This window comes from Candidatus Binatia bacterium (assembly GCA_036382395.1).
Classification (GTDB): domain Bacteria; phylum Desulfobacterota; class Binatia; order HRBIN30; family HRBIN30; genus JAGDMS01.
This window is the reverse complement of record DASVHW010000175.1, coordinates 1-5708: the sequence shown is the minus strand read 5'-3', so window position 1 is coordinate 5708 and position 5708 is coordinate 1. Positions and strand designations below refer to the sequence as shown.

Genomic DNA, 5708 nt, shown 5'->3' with positions numbered 1-5708 from the left:
GGCGTCGGACGGCGGTTTGCCGGCGTCACTGCCGTCGATCGCGTCGATCTGCAGGTGGCGGCGGGGGAGGCGGTCGCGCTGTTCGGACCCAATGGCGCCGGTAAGACCACGCTGCTGCGGATGATCGGAACGTTGTTGCGCCCGACCCGCGGCGCCTTGCGTCTGTTCGGGCGCACGGTGAACGACGGGGGTTCGTACGCCCGGCACCGCATCGGCTTTCTGTCGCACCAGAGTTTTCTTTACCCCGATCTCACGCCGACGGAGAACCTCGACTTTTACGCCCGCATGTTTCGCATCCCGACACGGACGGCACGCGTGCAAGAGCTGTTGGATCAGGTCGGCCTGCTCGGCTGGGCGCATCGGCCGGTCCGCACCTTGTCCCGCGGCTTGGAGCAACGCTGTGCCCTCGCCCGCGCCCTGCTGCACCAGCCGCAGCTGCTGTTGCTCGATGAGCCGTTCACGGGTTTGGATGTGGACGCCGGGAAGATGTTGCGAGGGATGCTGCAGCAGGCCCACGCTCGTGGCACGACGCTGATCATGGCCACCCACGACATGGCGCAAGGATTCGAGCTCTGCCGCCGAGCCCTCATCCTCGTGCGCGGGCGCCTGGCGTGGAGCGGGGCGATTTTCGAGAACGAACGCGAGAGCTTTGAGCGCACGTACCTGGCGGCCGCGCATGGATCCAATGCGGCGGCGGCATAGAGAGCGTGCGTGACTGCCATGTGGGCCCTGCTCCGGAAAGATTTGCAGATAGAGTTCCGCACCAAGGAGACTCTTGCCTCCCTACTCATGTTGGGGTTGCTGACGCTGGTGATCCTGAGCTTCGCCTTCGATCCGACCAGCGAACTCCGTGACGAGGCGGCGCCCGGCGCTCTTTGGGTGGCCGTCATCTTTGCGGGCGTGCTCGGACTGAACCGTTCGTTCCTGGCGGAACGCGAAAACGATTGTCTCCAGGGTTTGCTGCTGTGCCCGGTGGACCGGGGTACGGTCTACCTGGCGAAGACCGCCGGCAACTTTCTGTTCATGATGGTCGCGCAGCTGATTATCGTGCCCATCTTCGTGTTCTTCTTTAACTTACCGGCGACGGCGGCGTTGGGCGGTGTGTTTCTGGCGTTGCTGCTGGGCGTGCTCGGCTTTGCGGCTGTCGGAACGTTGTTCGCTGCCATATCGGTACGGACGCGCGCGCGTGAGGTGATGCTGCCGCTGCTGCTGCTACCGCTGGTGGTGCCGATCTTCATCGGCGGGGTGAAGGTGACCGCCCGCGTTCTGGCGGGCAAGCCGCTGGCCGAAGTGGCGCAGTGGCTCAACCTGATGGGAGGCTTTGACTTCATCTTCCTGGTTGTGGGCTGGCTGGTCTTTGAATATGCTGTGGAGGAATGACTCGGGTGCTACGCAAATTGGCTGACACCGTGCTGCCGTTCCTGACCTTCGTGGCCATGACGGCGGCGATTTTCATGGTGTTTGTGCAGGTGCCAACGGACAAGGTCCAGGGCATCGTCCAGCGCATCTTTTATTTCCACGTGCCGCTGGCCATGATGACTTTCGCCGCCTTCGGACTGGTAGCCATCGCCAGCGGCTTCTTCCTGTGGCGCGGCAGCCGCTTTTGGGACCGCCTGGCCCATTCCTCCGCCGAGGTGGGCATGCTGTTTTGCACGCTCGTGCTGATTACCGGTCCGATCTGGGCGCGCCCGATCTGGGGCACGTGGTGGACGTGGGATGCGCGTCTCACTACAACGCTCATTCTCTGGCTTATTTATGCGGCCTACCTCATGCTCCGCACGATGTCCGGGACGGGCGACCAGGGCGCACGGTATGCCGCGGTCCTTGGTATTGTGGGCGCGATCGACATCCCCATCATCAATCGTTCGGTGTACTGGTGGCGGACGATCCACCCGGCCGTGCTCATCACCCGCGAGGGCGGGTCGGGCCTGAACGATCCCAGCATGCGCTTGACGTTCGAGATCTGCATGCTGGCCTTTCTGCTGCTGTTCGGATGGCTGCTGTGGGTGTGCAATGAAAGCGGCCGGTTGCGCGACGCGGCGGAAGATCTGCGCCAACAGGTGATTGAACACGAATCGCAGCGATGATGTTCAGGCAAGAGAGCGACAGGTAATTTCCGGCCGGAGGCGATGAGATCGTGACCAACCTAAATTTCCTTTTTGCGGCGTACACGGCGATCTGGGTGTTGTTGTTCGTTTACGTGTTCCTGCTGTCGCGGCGGAATCGCACCGTGCAGAAAGAGATCGACGAGCTGCGTCAATTGCTGCGGCGGCAGAATGCGTCCTGAAGGCCATGTTGAAGGAGGTCAATTGTCCGGCCTGCCGGCGCCTCGCTCCCTGGCAGGGAAACCCGCACCGGCCGTTTTGCTCCGAGCGCTGTCGGATGCATGATCTAGGCAACTGGGCAAGTGAAGGCTACCGCATTGCCGGCGATCCGGCCGAGCCGCCGCTGGCGGAAGACGACGATCGTGACGACGACACGGAGTGATGGAAAGCGGGCAGGGGGCACGCCTTGCTTGCCGGTCGGTCGCTCGTCGACAGGCCGCGTCTCGGCCTGCTGAAGCGGAGTCACGGTCGTGGCCATTCACCCGACGGCGGTGATCGATCCGCGCGCTGCGCTGCATCCGGAGGCGGAGATCGGCCCTTTTGTCGTCATCGAAGGTCCCGTGCAGGTCGGCCCGCGGACACGCGTGCTGGCGCACGTGACGCTCATGGGACGGACGCAGATCGGAGCCGACAACGTCATCCACATGGGCGCCGTGATCGGCGATGCGCCGCAGGACATGGCGTTCAAGGAGGAAGACTCCTACGTGCGCATCGGCGACGGCAACACGATTCGCGAGCACGCGCAAATTCATCGCGGCACCAAGCCGCAGTCCGGTACCGTCATCGGCAACAACAATTACCTGATGACCAACGCCCACGTGGCGCACAACTGCACGCTGGGCGACAACATCATCATGGCCACCGGGGCGGTGCTGGGCGGCTACGTCGAGGTGGAAGATCAGGTGTTCATTTCCGGCAACTGCGTCGTGCACCAATTCGTGCGCCTCGGCCGCTTGTCGATCTTGCGCGGCTTGAGCCGCACCAGCCGTGACGTGCCGCCGTTTTGCATCATGGATTGGACGCACACGGTGCGGGCAATCAACCGCGTCGGCCTGCGCCGTGCGGGATTCGACGCCCCCCGCATTCGCGCCTTGCAGAACGCCTTCAGCCGCCTCTTCCGCCGTTCTGGAAACCTGGGCAAAGCCCTCGCCGAAATCGACAGCGGGCCGTGCTCGCCGGACGTGCGGTACATGATCGATTTCATCCGCGCCTCGAAGCGTGGGGTGTGCACCGGGCCGCGGTTCCGCGGCGAACAAGAGGAAACGTAGATGCCGCCGGTGCGCGCCGTGCTCTTCGATTTCGGGGGGACGCTGTACGATTACCTGACGCTGGCGTCGGCTGAGTACGAGAGTCTGGTTGAGTTGGCGCGCGCAGCCGGAGTGGAAGCCGAGCCGTCCGCCATCCTCCACTGCCATCGCCAGGCCCTGCGCCGGGTGTTTCACGCCTACCTCCCGCAGCCCTTCTATCTGCATCGCGACCTGTTCCGCGATGCGGTGGTCGGCATGTTGGAGGACCTCGGGGCCTCAGCCGCAGCCACGCACCTCGAAGGCTACCGGTCGGCGCAGTGGCAGCGCCAGGCGCGGGATTTCGTGCTGCGCGAGGGCGTGGTCGACACGTTGCGGGCCTTGCGTGCGCGGGGCGTGCATCTCGGGATCGTCAGCAACATCGACGAGGACCAACTCCAGCATTTGCTCGCAGTCGCACGGATCGGGCCGTGCTTCGACTCGGCCCTGTCGAGTGAACGGGCAGGCTCGTGCAAACCCGATCCGGGCATCTTCGCGGCAGCCCTGCAACGCGCGCACTGTAAGCCACAGGAGGCGCTGTTCGTCGGCGACACCATTGCGCAGGACATTGCCGGCGCCAATCGCGCCGGCATGCGCTCGGTCCTCCTCTGGCATCGCGACGACCGCGATCCTCCGACCGACGGTCCTCGCCCGCACCACGTCATCCGCCGTATCCCGGATTTGCTGGAGCTGGTGTAATGGCGGGCCGGTTGGTACATCTTCGTTGAAGCGATACTGGAAGGAAAAGGATGAACGCGCCGCAGCAGCACGAGGATGTCGAAGATCTCACCGCCTGCCTCAAGCCGACGTATTATCTGGACGCCGAACATCCGACGGTGGGGGCGTTGGCGCGAGGCGCGATCGGTGCGGCGGTTGACGACGTCGACAAAGCGGTGCGCCTGTATTACGCCGTCCGCGACGGCTTTCTCTACGACCCGTATTCCGTTCAATCCCAGCCCGAGACCTGCAAGGCCAGCGCGGTGATCGCGCGCGGCCGTGGCTACTGCGTGGCCAAGGCCGTGGTGCTGGCCGCTGCCGCCCGCGCCGCCGGCATTCCGGCGCGACTCGGTTTTGCCGATGTCCGGAACCACTTGGCCACCGAGCGGCTGCGGCGCATGATGGGCACGGACATCTTCTACTATCACGGTTTCACGGAGCTCCATCTCGAAGGCAAATGGGTGAAGGCAACGCCGGCGTTCAACATCGAGCTGTGCCACAAGTTCGGCGTGCTGCCATTGGAGTTTGACGGCCGTTCGGATTCCATCTTCCATCCGTTTGATGCCAGCAACCGCCGCCACATGGAGTACGTCAACGACCGCGGCAGCCGGGTAGATCTCCCGTTTGAAGAGCTTCGTGAGGCCATGGCGCGTTACTACCCGCGCTTCTCCTCCGCGGAACTCAAGGGCGACTTTCAGGCCGAGGCGGAAGCCGAGAGGCGGTAGGCGCCGCTCCGGCAGGTCTCGGTCGTTTCTCGCCGTCCATCTTGACCGAAGGGGCGAAGGCAGGAACGATAGTCGGAGCTGTACCCTACGCGTGGCAGGTGAGGAGGGTTGAGATCATGACGCACCAAACCAATCTGGCGATCCTTGTCGGTGGTGGACCTGCGCCAGGGATCAACAGCGTCATTGCCGCGGCGACGATCCGCAGCCTGCTCGAGGGCGTGCCGGTACTGGGTATCCGCGACGGCTTCGAGCACCTCATGCAAGGCAAGGTCGACTGTGCGGTTCCCCTCACCCTGGACGCCGTGCGGCGCCTGCACCTGTCCGGGGGGTCGTACCTCGGCATCTCCCGTGCCAACCCGACACGCGACCCGCAGCTTCTGGAGAACTGTGTCGATGCGCTCCGCCGCTTGAACGTTTCGCAACTGATCACCATCGGGGGGGACGACACGGCGTTCTCGGCGATGAAGCTTTCGGAGAAGGCCAGCGGCCGCATCCGGGTGGTGCATGTACCAAAGACCATCGACAACGACCTCGACCTGCCGCCGCACATCGACACCTTCGGCTTTCAGACGGCACGGCACATTGGTGCGGAGATCGTCAAGAACCTCATCGTGGACGCGTACACGACCTTGCACTGGTACCTGGTGATCTCCATGGGCCGCAAGGCCGGCCACCTGGCGCTCGGTATCGGAAAAGCGGCCGGAGCGACGCTGACGCTGATCGCGGAGGAGTTCGGCGGCGAGCCGGTGCGCTTGGCGGCGATCGTGGACACGCTGGTATGTGCGATCATCAAACGGCTGAGTGAAGGGCGCCAATACGGCGTGGCCGTGATCGCGGAGGGGTTGGTCTTCGACATCGATCCGCAGGACCTCATCGGC

General features: G+C 64.2%; 9 protein-coding genes. All 9 read left to right on the top strand.

The features are described from left to right. The coding region (ccmA, locus tag VF515_08075; protein ID HEX7407590.1) for a heme ABC exporter ATP-binding protein CcmA at window positions 1-702 on the top strand (702 nt) is incomplete at its 5' end. A gap of 18 nt (window positions 703-720) precedes the next feature. Continuing rightward, the gene (locus VF515_08070; GenBank protein ID HEX7407589.1) at window positions 721-1380 is read left to right on the top strand and encodes a heme exporter protein CcmB; all 660 of its coding nucleotides are present in this window, start codon (window positions 721-723) and stop codon (window positions 1378-1380) included. After that, complete coding sequence (ccsA, locus tag VF515_08065) at window positions 1377-2087, top strand: cytochrome c biogenesis protein CcsA (protein ID HEX7407588.1); 711 nt, start codon at window positions 1377-1379, stop codon at window positions 2085-2087. The genes VF515_08070 and ccsA overlap by 4 nt, the downstream gene beginning before the upstream one ends. A gap of 50 nt (window positions 2088-2137) precedes the next feature. Further along, window positions 2138-2287: a CcmD family protein gene (locus VF515_08060; GenBank protein ID HEX7407587.1), complete on the top strand. Its 150-nt coding sequence runs from the start codon at window positions 2138-2140 to the stop codon at window positions 2285-2287. Between the two features lie 5 nt (window positions 2288-2292). Further along, window positions 2293-2487, top strand: a complete 195-nt coding sequence (locus VF515_08055; protein HEX7407586.1) for a DNA gyrase inhibitor YacG — start codon at window positions 2293-2295, stop codon at window positions 2485-2487. A gap of 88 nt (window positions 2488-2575) precedes the next feature. Then, window positions 2576-3373, top strand: a complete 798-nt coding sequence (gene lpxA, locus VF515_08050) for an acyl-ACP--UDP-N-acetylglucosamine O-acyltransferase (GenBank protein HEX7407585.1) — start codon at window positions 2576-2578, stop codon at window positions 3371-3373. Next, window positions 3374-4087 carry an HAD family hydrolase gene (locus VF515_08045; GenBank protein HEX7407584.1) on the top strand — a complete coding sequence of 238 codons (714 nt, stop codon included), beginning with the start codon at window positions 3374-3376 and terminating at the stop codon, window positions 4085-4087. It abuts the gene before it with no gap. A 50-nt stretch (window positions 4088-4137) separates the two neighbouring features. Next, complete coding sequence (locus VF515_08040; GenBank protein ID HEX7407583.1) at window positions 4138-4830, top strand: transglutaminase family protein; 693 nt, start codon at window positions 4138-4140, stop codon at window positions 4828-4830. Window positions 4831-4946: 116 nt separating this feature from the next. After that, the coding region (locus VF515_08035; protein ID HEX7407582.1) for a 6-phosphofructokinase at window positions 4947-5708 on the top strand (762 nt) is incomplete at its 3' end.

Coding starts and splice junctions, on each gene's coding strand:
- VF515_08045 (HEX7407584.1), top strand. CDS start 3,374: ATGCCGCCGGTGCGCGCCGTGCTCTTCGATTTCGGGGGGACGCTGTAC.
- VF515_08070 (HEX7407589.1), top strand. CDS start 721: ATGTGGGCCCTGCTCCGGAAAGATTTGCAGATAGAGTTCCGCACCAAG.
- VF515_08055 (HEX7407586.1), top strand. CDS start 2,293: ATGTTGAAGGAGGTCAATTGTCCGGCCTGCCGGCGCCTCGCTCCCTGG.
- ccsA (HEX7407588.1), top strand. CDS start 1,377: ATGACTCGGGTGCTACGCAAATTGGCTGACACCGTGCTGCCGTTCCTG.
- VF515_08040 (HEX7407583.1), top strand. CDS start 4,138: ATGAACGCGCCGCAGCAGCACGAGGATGTCGAAGATCTCACCGCCTGC.